The sequence below is a fragment of the Mycobacterium sp. E2699 genome, from assembly GCF_001666745.1.
Lineage (GTDB): Bacteria > Actinomycetota > Actinomycetes > Mycobacteriales > Mycobacteriaceae > Mycobacterium.
Window position 1 is genome coordinate 1 of the sequence record NZ_LZJH01000082.1, and the last position, 15,805, is coordinate 15,805.

General features: G+C 68.0%; 14 protein-coding genes. 11 read left to right on the top strand and 3 right to left on the bottom strand.

Going from position 1 to position 15,805, the window contains the following annotated elements:
* Window positions 1-2,183, bottom strand: a 2,183-nt coding sequence (locus tag A5696_RS14060) for a hypothetical protein (RefSeq protein ID WP_067879643.1), incomplete at its 3' end; no start/stop codon positions are given.
* Window positions 2,180-2,914: an NUDIX hydrolase gene (locus tag A5696_RS14065; protein WP_067879646.1), complete on the bottom strand. Its 735-nt coding sequence runs from the start codon at window positions 2,912-2,914 to the stop codon at window positions 2,180-2,182. The genes A5696_RS14060 and A5696_RS14065, both read right to left, overlap by 4 nt.
* 147 nt (window positions 2,915-3,061) lie before the next feature.
* On the opposite strand from A5696_RS14065, the gene A5696_RS14070 reads away from it, so the two are divergent.
* From A5696_RS14070 to A5696_RS14095, 6 genes are all read left to right on the top strand, one after another.
* Window positions 3,062-3,247, top strand: coding sequence for a DUF2191 domain-containing protein (locus tag A5696_RS14070; protein ID WP_369803342.1), 186 nt, complete (start codon window positions 3,062-3,064; stop codon window positions 3,245-3,247).
* The gene (locus A5696_RS14075; RefSeq protein WP_082969020.1) at window positions 3,238-3,660 is read left to right on the top strand and encodes a PIN domain-containing protein; all 423 of its coding nucleotides are present in this window, start codon (window positions 3,238-3,240) and stop codon (window positions 3,658-3,660) included. Before A5696_RS14070 ends, A5696_RS14075 begins: the two co-directional genes overlap by 10 nt.
* A gap of 60 nt (window positions 3,661-3,720) precedes the next feature.
* Complete coding sequence (locus A5696_RS14080; protein WP_067879652.1) at window positions 3,721-5,163, top strand: CCA tRNA nucleotidyltransferase; 1,443 nt, start codon at window positions 3,721-3,723, stop codon at window positions 5,161-5,163.
* 24 nt (window positions 5,164-5,187) lie between these two features.
* Window positions 5,188-5,745, top strand: a complete 558-nt coding sequence (locus A5696_RS14085) for a pullulanase (protein ID WP_067879655.1) — start codon at window positions 5,188-5,190, stop codon at window positions 5,743-5,745.
* Window positions 5,746-5,747: 2 nt separating this feature from the next.
* Window positions 5,748-6,077 (top strand): DUF2563 family protein, encoded by a 330-nt coding sequence (locus A5696_RS14090; RefSeq protein ID WP_067879658.1) that lies wholly within the window; start codon window positions 5,748-5,750, stop codon window positions 6,075-6,077.
* Between the two features lie 269 nt (window positions 6,078-6,346).
* Complete coding sequence (locus tag A5696_RS14095; RefSeq protein WP_231964325.1) at window positions 6,347-7,912, top strand: alpha/beta hydrolase; 1,566 nt, start codon at window positions 6,347-6,349, stop codon at window positions 7,910-7,912.
* Between the two features lie 43 nt (window positions 7,913-7,955).
* On the opposite strand, the gene A5696_RS28890 is transcribed toward A5696_RS14095, so the two are convergent.
* The gene (locus A5696_RS28890) at window positions 7,956-10,091 is read right to left on the bottom strand and encodes a serine/threonine-protein kinase (RefSeq protein ID WP_082969021.1); all 2,136 of its coding nucleotides are present in this window, start codon (window positions 10,089-10,091) and stop codon (window positions 7,956-7,958) included.
* Window positions 10,092-10,517: 426 nt separating this feature from the next.
* Between A5696_RS28890 and A5696_RS27115 the strand changes: the two genes are divergently transcribed.
* The 5 genes from A5696_RS27115 (at window position 10,518) to A5696_RS14125 (ending at window position 15,804) form a co-directional block, all read left to right on the top strand.
* The gene (locus A5696_RS27115; RefSeq protein WP_369803344.1) at window positions 10,518-11,051 is read left to right on the top strand and encodes a hypothetical protein; all 534 of its coding nucleotides are present in this window, start codon (window positions 10,518-10,520) and stop codon (window positions 11,049-11,051) included.
* 69 nt (window positions 11,052-11,120) lie between these two features.
* Window positions 11,121-13,229: a DUF5631 domain-containing protein gene (locus A5696_RS28895; RefSeq protein ID WP_156738387.1), complete on the top strand. Its 2,109-nt coding sequence runs from the start codon at window positions 11,121-11,123 to the stop codon at window positions 13,227-13,229.
* A gap of 106 nt (window positions 13,230-13,335) precedes the next feature.
* Complete coding sequence (locus tag A5696_RS14115) at window positions 13,336-14,259, top strand: hypothetical protein (RefSeq protein WP_082956494.1); 924 nt, start codon at window positions 13,336-13,338, stop codon at window positions 14,257-14,259.
* 392 nt (window positions 14,260-14,651) lie between these two features.
* Complete coding sequence (locus tag A5696_RS14120) at window positions 14,652-14,930, top strand: DUF2710 family protein (RefSeq protein WP_369803345.1); 279 nt, start codon at window positions 14,652-14,654, stop codon at window positions 14,928-14,930.
* Window positions 14,908-15,804: a transglycosylase gene (locus A5696_RS14125; RefSeq protein WP_082969022.1), complete on the top strand. Its 897-nt coding sequence runs from the start codon at window positions 14,908-14,910 to the stop codon at window positions 15,802-15,804. Before A5696_RS14120 ends, A5696_RS14125 begins: the two co-directional genes overlap by 23 nt.
* Window position 15,805: the final 1 nt, after the last annotated feature.

Below are 15,805 nucleotides of genomic sequence, written 5' to 3' on the forward strand. Positions count from 1 at the left end.
AACCGCACCGGCTCGCCCAGCCGCATCCCGTCGGGGGTCCGCAGCGTCACGTCGACCGCGACGCGCTGGGTGAAGTTCACCTCGATCGGCACCCGCAACGGCAGGTAGCCCGGCGGCAACTCGATCTGGCCGACGTCGGTGACCCGCATGCCGGGCGGCGCGTCGACCTGCAGCCGCACCTTGATCGGCACGGCGAGGCCGTTGTGCAGCGCCAGCGGCAGGGGGCTGTGCTCGGTGGCCAGGGTGTAGGAGCCGCCCGGGTTGACGATCGTGACGGCGCCGAACAGGTCGTTGATCGTCTTGGCGACCACCGTGAGGCGCTCCTGGGCCAGCCCGTTGCGGGTATCGGGCGGTTCGGACTGGCTCAGCGCCCGCAGCATGTCCTCGCGCAGCGGCGCGGTGTACTGCACGCCGGTCAGCCCGGTGCGCTCGTCGGTGGTCAACGCCGACGTCAGCCCCCACAGCCGCCCGACCTGGCCGGCGATGGTGCCGGTCACGTCGTCGCTGAATCGGCCCCGCAGCACTCCGTCGGTGGCCGCCCGCGCCGGCTCGGCGCGGCCCTGCGGGGCCTCGTTGGCCTCTGCGATGACGGCCGGCAGCGGTCGGGGCAGCGCCAAACCGGACCGGATGGTGGTCGCCAGCGCGGTGAGGATGACCTGCGCGTCATCGGCCTGCAGGTTCCACGTCGCCGGCGGGACCAGCAGCTGGGTGCGCGGCGCGGCGTCGCGCTGCAGGGCGTGCCAGAAGATGGAACCCAGCGCGTCCTCGCGCCGGGCGGTGGTCGAGTCGTGCGAGAGAGGAACGGCCAGCGCGGAGTCGAGGTAGGTGGGGGTGATGGGGCTGTTGCCCGCGCCGGCCAGCGCGGCCCCGACGGCCGGGTCGAACGGCGCGACCACCACCTGCGGCGACAGCCGCCGGGGCGCGGTGTCGACGCCGGCGGGGGTGTCGCTCGCCGACTCCTGGGCGGATAGGTCCGCGGCGGCGATCGCGACGGTGCTGTCGTTGCTGCCGAGCAGGCCGACCGCCCGGCCCGTCAGCGGGCCGTCGGGCAGCGGCGTCGCCCCGCGGATGGAGGCCACGTCGAGGATGCGATCGACGATGCCGCCGACGCCGGTGGTGGCCGCCGCGGTCAGCCCCGGGTCATTGACGCGTTGCAGCGCGTCCAGGTCCGCCTGGGCATAGGGCAGCGGCGTCACGCAGGTGCGGTGGGCCAGCGTGCGCAGGCGGTTCAGCCAGTCGGTTGCGGCCGCCTGTCCGGTGCCCGGATGCGTCGGGGTGCCCGGCAGCTGCGCGGGGCCGTCGGGTGAATCGGACACCACGTAGCCGAGGGTCATCGCGTTGACCGTGACCAGCAGGTCGGGGTCCACGGCCAGGCACAGCGCGCGGCCGACGGCGCCGTCGGGGTCGACGTCGTGGCTGGTGGCGACCTCGGCCGCGGACAGCAGGATGTCGAGGCGGCCGCCGGTGGCCAGCGAGGTGGCCAGGTCGTCGTCGACCAACCGGACCGGGATGGTGCCGCCGGGAACGCCGGGGGCGAGCCGCGGCCGGTCGGCCAGCGGCCACAGCATCGTCATCAACACCGGTTTGGAGGTGTCGGGCGCGACGGCGGAGTTGACGTCGTCGGCATGATCCGGCGGCACCCCGACCACCGGCAGCAGGAAGCGCGCGTTGTCGAGCCGGGCCGGGGCCCCGTAATCGGGTGTGCCGTTGACGTTGACCAGGACGGGATAGATGCCGGGCTGGTCCATTCCCAGCGACGGCTTGGTCACCGCGCGCAGCGGGGCCGACAAGGTGAAGCCGGCCTGTTGCCCGCGCTGCAGCTCGGGGGCGACGGTGAGGAAGTCGGCGGCCGGCTGGTACTGGTCGGTGCTGCCGTCCAGCGAGGTGCGCAGCGCCGCCGAGTCGGCGACGGCCGGGGCGTGCTCGAGTCGGACCATGACGTCGCGTACCGGGCGGTCACCGATGTTGGTGACCATGCCGCTGACAGTGACGACGGGCGGGCTGGTGGTGGTGACCATGTCCGGGGTCACCTGGTCGATGCGGACACGGACGAACGGGGTGTCCCCGGGCTCACCCGCGGTCGCGCGCGGGGCGGGCCCGACGAGCACCGCACAACCGGCCACGATGGCAACCACTGCGGCGAGGCGCAACAAGCCGGCCCAGCAGAGTCGCGGCGGCGTCACGGTCCCGGCCCGTGACCGTTCTTCCGGCCCGCGATGCGCTTGTCAGAATGCCGGGTGCGCGAGTGCGTCTGCGGGTGTCGCCGGGGCGTGCTGGGGGGCAGCGACGGCAGCGCGTCGGGGCCATGGCTCTGCAGCTTGTCGATCAGCTCGTGGGCCACCTGGGCCAGGCGGCGCTCGTCGGCGTAGGCCAGCCGGGACGGCAGTTCGTGGATCGGCACCCACGCCACCTCGGCCACCTCGAGGTCCTCGTCGGACAACTCGCCGCCCGAGAAGCGCATCAAATAATGATGCACCGTCTTGTGCACGCGGCGGCCGTCGGTGACGAACCAGTAGTCGATGCGTCCCAGCGCGGCCAGCACGCTGCCGCGAATACCCGTTTCCTCGGCGACCTCGCGGATCGCGGTCTGCTCGGCGGTCTCACCGACCTCGATGTGCCCCTTGGGCAGCGACCACAGCATCCGCCCGCGCCGGTCGACGCGACCGATCAGCGCCGCCACCTGCTCGTCGCGCGGCCCGTCGATGCCGTCGATGACCAGCCCCCCGGCCGACGTTTCGTGCACGGTCTTGAGTCGCTCGGGCACGCGGCGAGGCGGCCGCGGCCGACGCGGTTTGGCTGCTGGGGCGTCGCCGTTCGTGGGGGTGTCGCTGGGCTTCTCCGCCGCGCCGGCGCCGCCGCGACGCCGACGCCGACCCCGGCGTCGACGCGGTCTGGCTTGTTCGGCGTCGGACACCCAAGCGATAGTAGCTGGCGGGGGTCGCTCTTCAGGACATACTCGCCGCTAGGCGACCGTGCGACGGGATGGCGAGGTGAAGATATACTTCATCGATAAGATGTATATATCCCAGGCCGGAGATTTATGCCCAAGAGACTGATCGATTTGGACGACGACCTTCTTACCGCGGCACAGCGTGAATTGAAGACCACCGGTATTTCGGACACAGTGCGGATGGCGCTGCAGCAGGCAGCCGCGACCTCGGCCCGGGCGCGCCAGGTCGAGTGGCTCGAACAAGGGGGCTTGGAGGGCATGGCCGACGCGGGCGAGCGTGGCGAAGTGTGGCGCTGATCGCGCGCTATCTCGTCGATACCAGTGCTGCCGCGAGGATGCGCCACCCCGATGTCTCTCGGCGCCTGCGGCCGCTGATCGAAAGCGGTGCGGTGGCCACGACGGCATCGCTGGACGCCGAGGCGCTTTACAGTGCGCGCGGGCCGGGCGAATACGAGCAATTGTGGGCCGACCGCCGCGCCGCCTACGAGTATCTGCCGACGGATGACGAGCACTGGCAGACCGCACTGGGCGCGCAGCGGGCACTGGGAAGAACCGGGCAACACCGGTCCGTCGGAATGGCTGGTCTCCTCACCGCGGCGATCGCCGCCGCGCACCGACTCACCGTTGTGCACTACGACGCTGACTTCGAGACGGCCGCGACAGTTCTGGAGTTCAGGCACCGATGGGTGCTGCCCCGGGGAACGGTGTAGCCGCGGTTTCCTTCCGGCGCCCAGCGTGGTCGCCGGACCGTCCGACTACGCTGATCGAACGTGCCTGACGCCGCCCAGGATGCCGAGCTGCTGACCGCCGCCGCGGTCGCCCTGAACAAGCACGCCCCCGTGCTGCGGGACCTCGGTGCGATTTTCGATGCCGCCGGCCACGAGTTGTATCTGGTCGGCGGTTCGGTGCGGGACGCGTTGCTGGGCAGGCTGAGTCCCGACCTGGACTTCGCCACCGATGCCCGCCCCGAGCAGGTGCAGGAGATGCTGCGCCGGTGGGCCGACGCGGTGTGGGAGACCGGCATCCGGTTCGGCACCGTCGGCGTCGGCAAGGGCGACTATCGCCTGGAGATCACCACCTTCCGCGCCGACGCCTACGACCAGGTGTCGCGCAAACCCGAGGTGCGTTTCGGCGAAAGCCTCGAGGACGATCTGGTGCGCCGCGATTTCACGGTCAACGCGATGGCCGTGCGCGTCACCCCCGCGGGGCCCGGCGAGTTCCTCGATCCGCTGGGCGGTTTGGCGTCGCTGGCGGCGCGGGTGCTCGACACCCCGGCGGCGCCGCAGGTGTCCTTCGGCGACGACCCGCTGCGGATGCTGCGCGCGGCGCGGTTCGTGTCCCAGCTGCGCTTTGCGGTTGCCCCGCGGGTGTACGAGGCGATCGAGGAGATGGCCGGCGAGCTGGCCCGGATCAGCGCCGAGCGGGTGGCCGCCGAGCTGGACAAGATGCTGCTCGGCGACGAGCCGGTGGCCGGCATCGACCTGCTGGTCGAGACCGGGATGGGTGAGGTGGTGCTGCCCGAGGTCGGTGGCATGCGGATGGCCATCGACGAACACCATCAGCACAAGGACGTCTACCAGCATTCGCTGACCGTGCTGCGCCAGGCGATCGCGCTGGAAGACGACGGGCCCGATCTGGTGTTGCGCTGGGCCGCGCTGCTGCATGACATCGGCAAGCCCGCGACCCGGCGGCACGAGGCCGACGGCGGGGTGAGCTTTCATCACCACGAGGTGGTCGGCGCCAAGATGGCCCGCAAGCGACTGCGGGCGCTGAAGTATTCCAAGCAGATGGTCGACGACGTCTCGCAGCTGGTGTATCTCCATTTGCGGTTTCACGGCTACGGCGAGGGCAAGTGGACAGATTCGGCGGTGCGCCGCTACGTCACCGACGCCGGCCCGCTGCTGCCGCGGTTGCACAAGCTGGTGCGCGCCGACTGCACCACCCGCAACAAGCGGCGGGCCGCACGGCTGCAGGCCAGCTACGACCGGCTGGAGGAGCGCATCGCCGAGTTGGCCGCGCAGGAGGATCTGGCCCGGGTGCGCCCCGACCTGGACGGCAACGCGATCATGGAGCTGCTCGGGATCCCGGCCGGCCCGCAGGTCGGCGAGGCGTGGCGGTATCTGAAGGAGTTGCGGCTGGAGCGTGGCCCGCTGACGACCGAGGAGGCCACCGCCGAGCTGTTGTCCTGGTGGCAGTCGCGAGGGAACTCGTGACGGCCGCCGCACGTCCGATTAGGCATGGATTATTGCCTCGCGAATGATGATGGCGCAGCGGCCATCTGGAACGGCCAGCCCAACCTCGACCTGGATGGCGATGGCCGCCTTGACGCGTTAGGCCTTGATCTCGACGGCGACGGGATGCGGGACGACGCGCTGGCCGATTTCGACGGCGACGGGGTGGCCGATCACGCCGTCCGCGATCTCGACAACGACGGCGCCCCGGAGACGTGGTTCACCGACGAGGGAACGGGGACGTGGGGGGTTGCCGTCGATCGGGGTGGGCAGCTGCGGTGGTTCGGGCTGGACAGAGTCGAGCACACCGGCGGCCCGCTCGTCGACTTCGACGGCCACGGCCGCGCCGACGACCGGCTCCTCGACTTCGACAGCGACGGGGTGGCCGACCGCGTGCTGTGCGCCGACGACAACGGCGTGACGGGCTACGTCGACACCGACGGGGACGGCCACTGGAACGTCGCGCTGACCGACACCGACGGCGATGGGTTGGCCGATGGGGCCAGTGAATTGACCAGCAACCACGGCGCTAATAGCTTTACGGCGGGTCAAGGAGGGGGGTAGCGATGTTCGTCGACACGGACTTGCTGCACGCGGGAGCCGACCAGTCTCACCGTGCCGGCGGCCACGCGCAGGAGGGCGTCGACCGGCTGTCGCGGGCGCCCCTCGCTTCCGGCATGTTCGGCGGGTTTCCGGCCGCCGCGACGTTTCACGCGGCGGTGACCGCCGCGCGCGAACAGCACGTCAACAACCTGCAGGCCCACCAGGAGACACTGACCGGGCTCGGCCACAACGCGCACTACGCCGCCAACGCTTTCACCAACATGGATGACCGCAACGCCGCACAAGAGCGGGCGGTGCGATGGACCTCCGCCACATCAGCAGTCGGGACCTGATAGCCGAAGCCGGCGGTGACCCCTGGGCGATCAACGAGAGCCTGCAGGCCGGTCGGCCGGCGCAGATCGCGGCCTTGGCGCAGGCATTCCACGACTCAGGGCGGTGCACCGCCGAATCCGGCACGGCCTTCGATGAAGCGCGCCGCCGCTTCGAGGCGTCCTGGAATCGGGTCCACGGCGAGCACCCGATCAACGACCTCGCCGAAGTAAGGCGCACTACCCACGCCCTCGGTGCCCAGTCCTTGCAGCTGCCGAAGATCGGGGCGGACTTGGAAAACGCCGCGGCCGCGCTCGCCGAAGCCCAACGCGCCGCCGCGGTGCTCATCTCGACGCTGGAGACCCAGCTTCGACAGCTCGACGACCTGCTGGGTCAGGCGCTGGCCCTCGAGAGCGGTACCGGAGTCGGCGCGGCGGATCGCGCCGCGCTCGATGCGCTCATCCGCGCGCTCGAGCAGGAGGCCATCGACGACACCGCTGGCGCGGTGGGCCGGCTTCGGTCGGAACGCCGCAATTACTCGCAGTCCTTGCAGAGGGCGCTGACCACCCTGCGCGCGGACGGCTATGACCCGACGGTTCTGCATGCGGTGGATGCACCGTCGGCGAATTCCGAAGAGGCCGCGAGGATTCCGCCGCCGGAAACCACCGCCGAGGAGGTCAACCGGTGGTGGCAAACGCTTGACCCCGACCAGCAGCGCCGCCTGATCGCCGACCACCCACCAGAGCTCGGCAACCTCAACGGCGTGCCGGTCGCCGTGCGAAGCGCTGTCAACCGAGCGGTGATGAACGACGACCTGCGCCGTGTGCAGGACGTCGCCGCGCAGAACGGTGTGTCCGCGGACGACGTGGTCGACGCCCCCGGCGACTATGGGTTGACCGCGCTCGCGGTCGCTCGCTATACCAATGCCTCGCGTACCCGACAAGGCCTGAACGCCTCGGAAGCCGCCTTCGACGAGCGGGTTCATCCGGGCGCATTTCTCCTGAAATACCAGCCGGAGGCTTTTGGGGGTGAAGGTGCCGCCGCCATCGCCGTGGGAAACCCCGACACGGCCACCCACACCGCGGTGTTGGTGACGGGGGCCGGCAGTGGTGTGCGCGACGGAACGCTCGCCAAGACTGAGGGCGCCCGTCTGTACGAGGAATCGGTCCGCGCGGATGGGCGCCGAACCGCGGTGGTGACCTGGGTCGGCTACGACGCCCCCGACAACTGGTACGACACCGGTCTTCGGGAGCCGGACATGGCCCGCGGCGGCGCGCGGGCACTGGCCGCCGACGTGAACGCGTTGGCGGTAACCCACGGGGGCGCGCCGACGCACCTGACCGTGGTCGGCCACTCGTACGGGTCCACCGTCGTTTCGGATGCGGCGGTGTACGGGATGCGCGCGAATGACGTGGTGCTGGTGGGCTCGCCGGGCACGGACCTCGCCCATTCGGCCGCCGACTTCCATCTTTCCCCCGGCGGCCATCTGTATGTCGGCGCGGCGTCGGGAGACGCGGTCACCTGGTCGCCCGCGCGGGTGACGGGGCCCGGGCTAATCGGCTTGAACTTCGGCGGGCTGGGAGACGATCCCGCTACAGACGGCTACGGCTCCACCCGGTTCAAAGCCGAGGTGCCCGGCAATTCCGCGAACCCGCTCTACGACCACTCGCATTATTTCGACGATGGGTCGGAGTCCCTGTTCAGCATTGCCGACATCGTTTCCGGTCACGGGGATGCGCTGCGGCACGACGGGATGACCGCGCGTCACCGGGGTGAGTATGGCGTGGGCGGTTGGGTCGATCCAGAAATCGCGCGACCCGCGACGACTGGGCATCGACATCACGCGCCGGCGAGCTGAGGGAAATCGCCGGAGGGACCGCGTCTCCGTAACCCGGTCGCGATCATCTACCTGGACGGACCGGCGTGGTTGTCGGTGTCGGCAAGTCCACGAACAATGTTGGATCGGCAATGACAACGGTGGGCGGCGTGTCACCGACGCGTGCCAGTGTCATCGGGATCCGCCAGACCGTACCTTTCAAGCCGCATTCATTGGTGGCCGCGGTTCTGATCAGGGCACCGCGAAGTGTGCCGTCGCTTTGTGGCTCCCACGACACGTCCACTGTCAACGTTTCAGTGACTGGTCCCTTCGTGCCGGGACACGGACTTGATGGCGAATCATAGGGCGTGAATTGCTGCCAGTGACCGTCCACGAAGCGATAAACCTCAGCAGCGCCCGTGGCCACTTGCCGGTCTCCGCTGGCCACATCCGCCTCTGTGGCGATGCACCCAGACGAAGTGCACACGGAACGAAATGCCATCCAAGCCGTCCGGGTGTCATTGAGGGTCCGGGAAGCTCGAACGCCGTTGACGGTCTCCGCACCCTTGTCGAGGTCGACGCGATAGGTGCCGTCGAGTCGCGGACCCGGCACTGCGGGCGGTGAGCTGCTGCTCGTCGCAGATGCGGCGGCCGCCACCGGATCGGCTACGGTGACGCCCTGTGGTACATCGCCTTCCCGTACCAACGTAACGGGAGTGATGTAGACGGCGCCTTGGGCCGGGCCGCATTCATTGCCGATGACGGTGTCGGTCTGCTCGCCTTGGAGCCTGCCGTCAGCCTGCGGTTCGACCGACAACACAGCAATCACGGCGCCGCTTTCCGCCATGTCTGATGCGCATGGGCTGGAGGTTCGATCTGGAATCTCTCGCCAGCGACCGTCGCCGAAACGGAAGACTGCTCTATCGCCCCCGCCGTCTCTAGATGCCACTTGGTGGTTGTTGTCGTCGAGCTGAGTCGCCGCAGCAATACATCCGGTAGGCGTGCACGATGAACGAAACGCCCACCAGCTGCTATGACCTTTCGTGTCGCGAGATGGGGCGCCGTTGGCGGTGCCCTTTGGATTGTCGTAGTCGATTCGATATGTGCCGTCGAGCACGACAGTGGGCCGCGCTGGGGTCGCGATGCCACCTGCCGGAGCAGAGGTTGTGTGCCGCGTCGGCTGGATCAGGTAGCCGACGATGCCGACGACGGTCAGCAATACCGCCGCGATCGCAGCCGCGAGGACGACCCGAGGCCGCTTGCGCTGCTGCTGTTTTGCGCTCTTGAACGGTGGTTGCATTGCGACTTGTGTATTGGGGCCCACGATAGGTGCAAAGACGGTGGGAGTTGCTCCGGTGCTGTGATCATCCACCGGGTAACCCGCGTCGGCGTGCGCATTCAAGGCCGCGGCGAAGTCACGGCACCGCTCGAATCGGTATGTGGGGTCTTTAGTCAAAGCCTTCAACAGCACCGGATCGAGGTGCGCCAACTCGGGACGCCGGTCGGCGAGTCGCGGCGGTGCCGCATTGAGGTGCTGGCTGATAACAGCTACCGGATTGTCGTGCTGAAACGGCGGCGCACCGGTGAGAAGGTGAAACGCGGTGGCAGCCAGGGCATATTGGTCGGCGCGGCCATCGATCTGTGCACCCATCAACTGTTCGGGCGCGGCATAGGAAAGGGTGCCGACGGTGAAATTGGTCGCCGTAAGTCCGCTGACGTCGCCGAGTGGTCGTGCAATGCCGAAGTCGGCCAGCAGAATTCGTCGCCTGCCGTCCTCGGGCTCGGTGAGCAGGATGTTGGCCGGTTTGACATCCCGATGCAACAGCCCGCGCTTGTGGGCGTAGTCAAGCGCGTCGGCGACAGCGGAAACGACGGCGCACACGTCCCGTATCGGCATACCGGTTCTGTAGCGGTCTTTCAGGAGTTGGCTGGCATCGGTGCCCTCGACGTAATCCATTGCAATCCAAAGGCGTCCATCGAACTCCCCGCGATCATGTACGCCGACGATGTGCGGGTGCCACAGCCCCGCGGCCAGGTCGGCCTCGCGGTGGAACCTTTCACGGAAGTCGTTGTCAGCCGTCATCGCCTCAGGCATGACTTTTAGCGCGTCGCGCCGTGGCAGCCGCGGATGCTGAGCCAGATAAACCTCGGCCATGCCGCCAGAACCCAACATCCGCAGGATGGTGTAGCCCGCGAATGTCCCCCCAATTGTCAGTGACACGCGGCGAATAGTACCGACGAACCCGCGCCCGGGAGTCGGGATTACGCGCCGATTCCGCGGCTAACACCTTCATTACTTGGTTGTGGTTGTGCGACAAATCTGGATTACGCGCCAGCCACCCAGCGCCGGTGTTCTCGAGCGGCCAGCACCCGGGTGCCCCCGGGCGACAGTTCAGAAAGCCGCGCGCGGACGCTCACCAAATGACAACCACACAGCAGCTCCGGGCGACATGCGCTTTACCTAATGCCTGAATGGCTTCGGCCACCGTGCGATGGAGCCTAGGGCAGTGGGCATCGGGCCGGCCAGGGCCATCAAACCGCGGTTGTGGGCAGCCATCTGCAACGCGGCTGCCCTGCGTCTGCCTGAAACACGCTTGAGTGGCTGGTCTGAAGTGACATCGTCCTGCTGACGATTAGCCTTGATCAGGTGATGGATCCCCAGCCGCCTCCTGCGACGCAATGGCCACAACCCGGTGCACCCGGCAGGCCAGCATCGAACGGACCGCTGTCTGTTGTTGCGCTGGTTGTCGTCGGCTTGATCGCCGTGGCAGCGCTGGTTGTGAGCATCATCGCCCTGACTCGTCCGGCCGCCGTGGCCACTGGCAACGCTCCGACGCCCGCAACGCCGACCCCGACCTTCACTCCAGATCAGGTCGCGAGCGCGAAAAAGAACTTGTGCGCCGTTTATCAACTCGCCGCGCGCTCTGTCCATTTTGATACGAATGTTTCTGATAAGGCTCTCGCGCGTATCTCACTAGTCAACGGGGCGGGGCTACTCGATGCCGCGGCAATTAATCCTGCGCTGAGTGCGAATGATCGGGATGCCGCAAGGGCGCTAGCTTCGGCCTATCGCACCTCCAACGCCGTAAGTAGTGATACCGACGCTTCGTCACCTCTATATCAGATGACGCTCGACGAAATAACTAAAACTGACGCTGCGATGGCAGCCATCTGCCGTTGAATATATTGGCCCTGAGCTGTAGCGCAGAAGGTCGGCATCGCGGTGCAGCGGCGTCCGTGAGGAGAGAGCATGGGGGCAGACCTGCCGACGGGGAGGTACACGCCAGCACTTATCGGCGCCTGGTGGCCGGAGTCGCCGGTGACTCTGAGATCCGGTGCTGCGCAATGGAGAACGCAGCAGCAGGGGCAGGAACAGTATGCGGAAGATCTGCATGGCCAGTGGACTCGACTGGCGGCCCGTAATCAGGGGCATACCGTGGAGGATCTTGTCTTCCGAATCCAGCAAGGTGAGAAACTACACCTTGATATCGCCGAGAAATATAAAGCAAAAGCCGACACTTTCGAAAAGGGTGCGGACGCAATTGATAGTTTGCGAGAAGGGCTTCGCGGGATCGCCGACGATTACAATCAACGAATCGCGAATATCGAAAACTCGAAAGAACCGGCAGCGATAAAGGCCGCAGAAATCGAGCATCTAATCACCGAAGCAAATGGATTTGCAGCGCATAAGTCGGCCGCAGCTGTAGCGACAATCACGGATTGTATCCAGCGGGTACTAACCGCCGAAGGGCTGCCGATGTCTCCGCAGCAATTCCTCGCGAACCAACGGATGGATCCCGGCAGTCAGCCGAATGGCGCCCGGACGGATGGCGGCCCGCCGGCGGGTGCCCACGGTGCTGGCGGCTCGCATACCGGTGCCCACGGTGCTGGCGTCCCGCATACGGGCGCCCGCGGCGCGGGCGCGGGCACGCAGGGAGGCGGTAGCGACATGATTGTTGGCGGCCCGGCGGTTGGTGCGCACGGGGCTGGTGGCCAATCCGAGCTCAATTCAGGCGTTGTTGATGGCGTTCCAGTTGGCAGCCCACCTGGTGGTGGCGCCCATATTCCAGGCGCCCCCGGCGTGAGCTCGCCACTGCCCGCGGGCGGCGGGCTCTCACCAGCCGCCACTCTCGGTGGCCTGTCACCCAACCAACTGGGCAACTCATTGGCCCAAGGAATGATGACCGGTCAGCCAGCAGCGGCCGGTGCTCATGACTTGTCCCAGGGCTTGGCGAACGCGGCGGGGTCCGCAACGGCGCCGCCGCCGCAAGTGCCGGTCGCGCCGCCAGTATCTGCACCGACTGTGGGTGCTGCTGGTGTCGAATCCGTCGGCGCTGAGCATGGTGCCGCGGCGCCGGCGCCAGCCGGCCCAGCCGCCCCGCCTTCGCCGACGGGCGGCGCCATGCCGGTAGCCGCGGCGATGCCGGTGTCAACGCCGACGGCGCCGGTAACTGGCGGCCCCGCCATCCCGGCGGGTCCACTGCCTGCGTACGGGTCCGACCTGCGTCCCCCCGTCGTCACCCCGCCGTCGATGTCACCGCCGACTGCCCCGGTTTCTGGCGCGCCGGTTGCGCCATCGCCATCGACGTCGCCCTCAGCGGGAAGCCCGTTGATGTCGACGGTCCAACGGGGCGCTGCAGCAGGGCAGGCGGGCGCAAGCGCGGCGACGCCGGCCGGCGCCTCTGCGTTGGCCGCGACAACCGGCGCCGTGGCCGGCGACGTATCGAGTCGTGCCGCCGAACAGCAGAGGCTGCAACGCCTGGTCGACGCGGTAGCTCGGCAGGCGCCGGGCCTCTCATGGGCCGCAGGGTTGCGCGACGACGGGACAACTCTGTTGGTCAGCAACATCGGGTGCGGCTGGATCCCGCCGAACGTGAAAATCCCTCTCGGCGTGAACCGACTCCTCGAGCCGGCGCTTCGCCGACCCGACGCGAGCGTGGTCGATCTGCTGGGTGTCGTCACCGCTGCGGCGGTGCACAAATCCCACGGGTTCATCGCCAAGCCGGGACCCGACGAGCCCGCTCTTACCGGAGACCGTGTGGCGCGCGCCGGACCGGAAGTAGGCGAGCTGGGCCCGGCGCTGGTGGAGGCCGTGCGTCGGCGTGATGGCTTGCCGCGGATCGCTCAGACTTTGGCGCAAGCCGCCACCCGAGGAACCGGGGTTACCGACAACGAGATTGATGTGTTGCAGCACGAGCAGCGGCTCGCCTACCAGAAGGCGCAGGACGATCCGCACGACTTGTCACTGGCCGCGGACTGGATGCTGCTGGCAGCGATCGACGCCCTCATCAAAGGGCACGAATCCCTCGCGCACTACCACGTCGCCTGGTACGAAGCGATTTCGGCGAAATCCCGGTGACTACAAATAACGCGGTCGGCGCTCTACCATTCGATCCACGAGGACAGGACGCGAGTGGTTGCGGCAGATCGAGTAGCCAGCGACACGTGAGGCTTGGGGTGTTTGCATGACGACGGCTGGGGGCCCCTTCAAAGTAAGCCCAGCGGACTTCGCTGGGATTGCTGGGGCGCCACAGTCACCGCCGCCGATAGTTCCGAACGGACTTCCGCCGGGGACCGGTGCACCCGCTGATGCGGCCCAAGCGGCCCTGGCTGCTGCCGGCAATCTCGGCGTGCCCGGAGATCAAGCGGCCAGCGTCCAGGGCGACGCAGATCGTCGGGCGCACGCGCTCGACGCCGCCCAGAAGTTCCCGGCGAACGAGGCTGAGTCGTCGCAGCAGATGCAGCAACTGACGCAGATGGTCCAGCAGATGGCGTCCGGCATCGCGGGTGCGATCAGCGGCGCGCTTGGCGGCGTCATGCAGCCGCTCACCCAGGTACCGCAACAGGCGATGCAGGCCGCAGAGAGCGCCATCCAGCCGCTGATGGGAGCGGCGAAGGGCGGCGGAGCGGCGGAGGCCGCCCTGACCGGAATGTCGGGGGACCAGGCGGTGCTGGATAGCGCCACAGAGGGCGGCGGCGGTTCCGGCGGGGGTGGCGGCATCGGCGCGGGCGGTGGCACGACGCCGACCGGCTATCTGGGCCCGCCGCCGGTGCCGTCGTCGTCTCCCCCCACGACGCCCGCGGCGGCGTCGGTGAAACCGGTGACCGTGACGCAAGCCGGTGGCACTGCGACGCCGACGGGCCCGATGGGCATGACCGGCATGCCGATGATGCCCGGCGCCATGGGCGCCGGCGGTGAAGGCGGGAAGGACAAGCCCGTTGAAAAGCGGGTGACCGTCCCGGGTATCCCCAACGGCCAGCCGGTAAAAGGCCGCTTGACTGCGCCGCCGAGCGTTCCGGTGACGAAGTCCGAAGGAAAGCCGCCCGTGGTCACGAGGCCCAATCGGCGCATCGTGATCGTGCCGACAGACGAAGAGCAGCAGGAGTAAGCCGTCGTCGAGAACGGCTATTTTCAGAACGCCGCTCGCCAAATTGTATTCACGTACTAATGGGGTCTGTCCGTGCACCGGCGGCCAATGATGGTCGCTGACAGCGGTTTCGGAAGTGAGTGGTCCGGCGGTGCCCGAGGCAGTAATGTCATCGCCGTGTGGCTATCGTCGAAACGCCGCCGGTTTGGGATTCGCTGAGGTTGGCGTGGGTTACATGACTGCTACCGAAAAGCCTTTGAGCGCAACGGCTATTGCTGAACCTGCGAACGTGCTGCGGGATCGCATGTCGACGAAAAGAAGCGCGGCCGGTATTTGTGTCGAATGTTATGGGAGTTGTACCTGAGGTGTCCGGAGCGGATGCGATGCGCCCGGACGCAGGGACGGATAAGGCATTGGTCGACCAGGTCCTGGCCGACCTGAAGGCGAATTTCGAGAAGTGGGAGGCGGTCCTGGCGGCCCAGGAGGCGGTGACTTTCACCGCCGACGTGGGTGACGTCTACGCGGTGTGCAATTCGGACGGGCGGCTCACGGGGCTCTCGTTGGCGCCGCAGGTGATGACGTCGTATACCTGTCGCGAGTTAATGGATCGGCTGAATATGGTGTTCGAGGCATTGCGCGAAGAAGCGCAGGCTGATTTCGATCGGAATTATGGTGGGGGAATCGTTGAGTGATCCCGCGATGACGCAGGCGGTGAAGGCCTTGTCACGTGGCCACAACTTGTTCGCCGGTGCCGTCACCGGCGACGATGCTGGTGAGATCCCCGCGCAGGTGCGCTCGCGCGGGGAGGAGACCCGACGGGCCGTACGCACAACCGGGTGGCCGGCAAGGGCGGCGGCCCGGTCGCGAAGCGCGGCGGAAGACCTTCGTCGTATGGCTGATACCGACGTGGCGTTGGCCGGCATCCTGCGGAGGGCCCGCGCCGACCACGCGGGTGCGCGCGCCGCGACGCGCATGAACTTGGACGCCGCTTTAACCGATGCCATGCCCGCAGTGGATACACCGCTGGGCCGCCGCGAGGCGATGGCCCGAATGGCAGCGCGGTTGCGCGCGCAGCACGGCCACATCGTGCGGTCGCGCGCCCGGGCGCGCCTGTTGGCTGGGCGGCTGCGCCGGCTGCGATACTCGCGCTCACGGCCATACGCCGCGAGCCGCGGTCACGGCACAGCCGGACGCGCCTCCGTCCGCACGGCAATCCGTAAAGCGTTGGACATCAAGGGTATTCACGACCCGGCCGCGCGTGCGCGGTGGGAGCGCGGCATGGACCTGGTCGCCCGCCGCGAGTCGAACTACGACGCCTACGCCGAAAACGATTGGGACGTCAACGCGGCCAGGGGCACGCCGAGCAAGGGTGCGTGGCAGTTCATCGGTCCGACGTTCGCGGCCTACCACGAGCCGGGAACGTCGGCGAGCATCCACGATCTGGTAGCGCAGGCATGCGCGTTCATCAACTATGCGCGCGGCCACTACGGCGTCGCCGCCGACGCGTCGGATCTGGCCGATCGAATCCAACAGGCCGATCCCCGCCGGGCACCGAAGGGCTATTGAC

Bases quoted from the DNA above. Each gene is read 5' to 3' on its own strand.
- A5696_RS14085 (WP_067879655.1), top strand. From the start codon at position 5,188: ATGGATTATTGCCTCGCGAATGATGATGGCGCAGCGGCCATCTGGAAC.
- A5696_RS14090 (WP_067879658.1), top strand. From the start codon at position 5,748: ATGTTCGTCGACACGGACTTGCTGCACGCGGGAGCCGACCAGTCTCAC.
- A5696_RS28895 (WP_156738387.1), top strand. From the start codon at position 11,121: ATGGGGGCAGACCTGCCGACGGGGAGGTACACGCCAGCACTTATCGGC.
- A5696_RS14115 (WP_082956494.1), top strand. From the start codon at position 13,336: ATGACGACGGCTGGGGGCCCCTTCAAAGTAAGCCCAGCGGACTTCGCT.
- A5696_RS14125 (WP_082969022.1), top strand. From the start codon at position 14,908: ATGGTGGGGGAATCGTTGAGTGATCCCGCGATGACGCAGGCGGTGAAG.